The organism is Synechococcus sp. R6-7, assembly GCF_047461695.1.
Taxonomy (GTDB): Bacteria; Cyanobacteriota; Cyanobacteriia; order Thermostichales; family Thermostichaceae; genus Thermostichus.
Genome location: NZ_JANSHS010000411.1, coordinates 1 through 3,816, shown reverse-complemented (window position 1 = coordinate 3,816; position 3,816 = coordinate 1). Strand labels below are relative to the sequence as shown.

General features: G+C 59.6%; 5 protein-coding genes. 4 read left to right on the top strand and 1 reads right to left on the bottom strand.

The annotated features are described in order from the left end of the window. The coding region (locus NW815_RS11770) for an FAD-dependent monooxygenase (RefSeq protein ID WP_414416044.1) at positions 1 to 864 on the top strand (864 nt) is incomplete at its 5' end. 81 nt (positions 865 to 945) lie between these two features. Here NW815_RS11770 and NW815_RS11765 read toward each other — a convergent pair. After that, positions 946 to 1,344, bottom strand: coding sequence for a hypothetical protein (locus tag NW815_RS11765; RefSeq protein ID WP_414350476.1), 399 nt, complete (start codon positions 1,342 to 1,344; stop codon positions 946 to 948). Between the two features lie 190 nt (positions 1,345 to 1,534). Here NW815_RS11765 and NW815_RS11760 point away from each other — a divergent pair, with 190 nt between their 5' ends. From NW815_RS11760 to NW815_RS11750, 3 genes are all read left to right on the top strand, one after another. Beyond that, positions 1,535 to 1,828 (top strand): TIGR02450 family Trp-rich protein, encoded by a 294-nt coding sequence (locus NW815_RS11760; RefSeq protein ID WP_414389296.1) that lies wholly within the window; start codon positions 1,535 to 1,537, stop codon positions 1,826 to 1,828. A 372-nt stretch (positions 1,829 to 2,200) separates the two neighbouring features. Next, entirely contained in the window at positions 2,201 to 2,710 is a 510-nt protein-coding gene (gene ispF, locus NW815_RS11755) for a 2-C-methyl-D-erythritol 2,4-cyclodiphosphate synthase (protein WP_414389319.1), read from the top strand. A 171-nt stretch (positions 2,711 to 2,881) separates the two neighbouring features. Next, a partial coding sequence (locus NW815_RS11750) for an ABC transporter substrate-binding protein (RefSeq protein WP_414416043.1) occupies positions 2,882 to 3,816 on the top strand: 935 nt, incomplete at its 3' end.

Below are 3,816 nucleotides of genomic sequence, written 5' to 3'. Positions count from 1 at the left end.
CCTGCTCAGGCGCAAAGTTTCTCCCCTGCAGCAGATCACATTCGGGTAGAGCTGGCCCAGGAGGGATCCCGGCAAACCCTGCGGGCTGCTCTGCTGGTGGTTGCAGATGGGGCCCGTTCGCGGCTGCGGGAACAGGCTGGGATCCCGTTATCCTGCTGGGGCTATGGGCAGGTGTGCATCGTTTCCACCCTCACCCATGAGCATCCTCACCGGCAGGTGGCCTACGAGCGCTTTCAGGTCAGCGGTCCCTTCGCCATTTTGCCCACCTCCGATCCCCATCGCAGTTGTGTCGTCTGGACAGTTCGCCAAGCGGATCGAGATTGGCTGATGGGCTTATCTGAGGCTGAGTTTCTGCAGGCCATCCGGCCTTGGTTTGGATCCCAGTTGGGAGCGTTGCTGGCCGCCTCTCCCAGAGCTTGTTATCAGCCGCAGCGGGCCCATGCCCAAACCTATATCGGATCCCGGCTGGCTTTGGTGGGGGATGCTGCCCATACCACCCATCCGCTGGGGGGGCAGGGAGCGAATCTGGGCATGCGGGATGTGGCGGCCTTGGCTGCCCTGTTGATCGAAGCCAAAATGGCGGGCCGGGATCCCGGCGATCCGGCTTTGTTAAAAGCCTACGAGCGCTGTCGCCGCCCAGAAAACGCGCTGGTTCTTTTTGCAACCGATGCTGCCAATCGCCTCTTTTCCAACCGAAGCTGGCCGTTGCTGGTTTTGCGTCGCCTGGGCCTGTGGGGACTGGAGGTTTTGCCGCTGCTCAAGCCTGCTTTGATGCGCCAAGCAATGGGGATCCGCCCCCACCAACCCCAACTGCAGCAGCTCCCTTTCCCTGCACCCCCGGAACCTCTGGCTACGCCTGTCTAGATCCGGCCAAACTGTTGAGAGCTGGGCCCAGATCCTCGCCCGCCGCCTTTGTTCCCAGCAGGACAAGCGATCCACATGGGATCAAGGCTGCTCCAGGGGTAAGTCTGAAAACAGCAATGGGGCAATATTGGCCGCCTGGTTGATGGGGATCTCGTCGTTGACGGCATACTGATAAAACTGATCCAAGCGCCGACACAAACCTTCTGGGGTCAAAGCCTGCACATTGGAGCTGATGATGTAGCTCTGGGAAGGAGAGGCGCGAAACGCTTGAAAGGCTTTGCGACAAAAGTCCTGCTTGGCCTCCGGGTCTGCTTGTCGCCACTCTGGCCCCGTAAGTTTGCCGGACAAAGTGGGGCCGGTTGCCGCTCCCAAGGGCAGGCCTGTTCCCAAGATTAGGCCAGCCAGGATCAGAAACAGAAGGCCTCCCTTCAAGACTGCCTGCCAGAAAGAGAACTGAAGCCGTTGCCGGTGCTGCTCCATGGTTGGATAGGCTGGAGTGGAAAGGGATCCCCTCGATCATACCGATCACACATACCGATCACAGGCGGATCTGAGGGAAACTCAGGATCTCGGCTGGCTTTGCCGCTCCCCTCGATCCCCGCTGCCGTCCTCAGGAATGGCCGGAAAGCTGGGTCCCTTTCATCCCTTACCCGCTCGCACCCTCCGTCCCGTGGCTCGCAACAAACCCCGTCGGAAACAGCCTTTCCCGCACCTCCTCGGCTCCAAATGGACTTCCGTTCAGCCTGTTCTGGGTTGGCGACATTTTCAGGTCACCGCTCGCCAACAAGGGGAAGGAGGGCTGGTGTTTGCCGAGCTCAGAGCCGTCTGCAATCCCCAGGTGCGCCTCTGGGTCAACGCAGCCACCCTGAAGAACCGGGATCTTTGGCAGCCGGGCTGGACGCCTCTCGAAGACGGGATCCCCTGTGGGCGGCAGGATCCCCTTCTGGACAGGGCTGGGGGATAGTTTCTCTCAAGCTGGGGCTCAGGGATCGATTAGGATCATCTCTCTAGCTCTCTAGTGTGGTGTTTTAATTCGGAAGCTTGAGGAGAAGAAAGCGGGATGGCCAGATGTGACGTTTGCGGAAAAGATCTTAGCTACAGCGATTATCAGTGGGCCAAGCGCTGCGCCAATCCCTACGGGAAGTCTCACCTCATCTGCTTCGACTGCTACAGTGGTTCGTCTTGTCCCATCTGCTATTCCCCTCTGGAGCCGGCAGAATAGAAAGAGGCGTTCTCAAAAGCTGCTTGTCGGTTACTCGACTCCCATCCCCCTAGCTCCTCGGAGGGGGCGATGGTCGACAAGGGTCTCGATGGTTTTCCCAAGGGAGCCGGAAAAGTGCGCATTGGCCAGGGCTACGACATCCACCGCCTCGTCGAGGGGCGCCCCCTGATCCTGGGCGGGATCCGGATCCCCTACGAAAAGGGGCTATTGGGCCATAGCGACGCCGATGTCCTCACCCACGCCATCATGGATGCTCTCCTGGGGGCAGCAGCCCTGCGGGATATTGGCTTTTACTTTCCCCCGGAAGAAGAACGCTGGAAAGGGGCAGACAGCATCCTTTTACTACAGCAAGTGGTGCAACTGGTGAGCCAAGAAGGCTGGCGAATTGTCAATGTGGACAGTGTGGTGGTGGCGGAGCAGCCCAAGCTCAAACCTCACATCCCCGCCATGCAAGCCCGTCTAGCCGAGGCAATGCAGATCTCCCCTAAGCAAGTGGGGGTCAAGGCTACTACTAACGAAAAACTGGGCCCCATAGGTCAGGGAGAGGCCATTGCTGCCTTCGCAGTAGCCCTGTTGCTGGAACAGAGAGGACAAGCTTCCTCTGACCTTCCCATCAGAATCTGAAAAGAACCTGGTCACCCCACTGCCTGAGCTGCCAAACTGGCAAGCAATCGCTCCCTCAAAAACGCAGAATCTGCCCAAGTCGCAGTCAAACCACCCATTACCTGGATCCCCAACTTTCCCTCTGGGAAAGGGGCCGGGAGGGGGGCTACTCCTCTAGGAGAAGGGCTGGGGGTGAGGGCCTCAGCAGCGCGGAGCGCTTGGGCCACAGGGCGCGGGATGCGGGCGAGCCGTCCCAAACTTGCTTGGAACAACGACTTGGCAAAAGAAATGGCGGGCCAAAACAACACCTCGGCAAACCGACTCAGGAGGAACCTTTTTGTCTCTCTACTAGGGATCCTTCTGCTCTGGCTCAGCGCTTGTGCCACGCCCACCCGCCCCCCCCATCTGGTTGCCACGGTGACTTCGGATCCCAAAACCTTCAACACCTATTTGGCCGCCGAAAGCTCTAGCCGCGACGCTATCGCCTACCTAGAGGCGGGCTTGGTCACCTTGGATGAGGATACCCTCTTGCCCAAACCGGAGCTGGCGGAAGGCTGGGAAGTGTCTGAGGACGGCTTGCGGTATGTCTTTACCTTGCGGGAGGGGCTGCGCTGGTCGGATGGAGAGCCTCTGACAGCAGCAGATGTGGACTTTACCTTTAACCGCATCATCTTCAACGAGCGGATCCCGACTTCTGCGCGGGATGTGAAGCGAATTGGAGAAGCCGGAGCATTGCCTCAGGTGCGGGCGCTGGACGAGCGGCGGATTGAGTTCGTTTTGCCGGAGCCCTTCGCTCCCTTTCTGCTGCAGGCCGGATCCCCTATTTTGCCCAAGCACATCCTCGAGCCCACTGTCGAGCAGTTGGACAGCCGGGGCAACCCCCTTTTCTTGCAAACCTGGGGTATCGACACGCCGGTGCAGCAATTGGTGGGGGCTGGCCCCTATGTCATGCAGGAATACACCCCTGGCCAACGGCTGGTGTACCGGCCCAATCCCTACTACTGGAAGGGGGAAGGGATCCCGCGCATTGAACGGGTAATCCTGCGCATTGTGGACTCAGAGGACACCGCGCTGCTGCAGTTTCGCTCCGGCGAGACCGACGTGTTTTCGGTGCGGGGGAGAGATTT

What these genes read in the sequence shown, in the direction of transcription:
- NW815_RS11765 (WP_414350476.1), bottom strand. Translation starts at nt 1,344, where the DNA reads ATGGAGCAGCACCGGCAACGGCTTCAGTTCTCTTTCTGGCAGGCAGTC.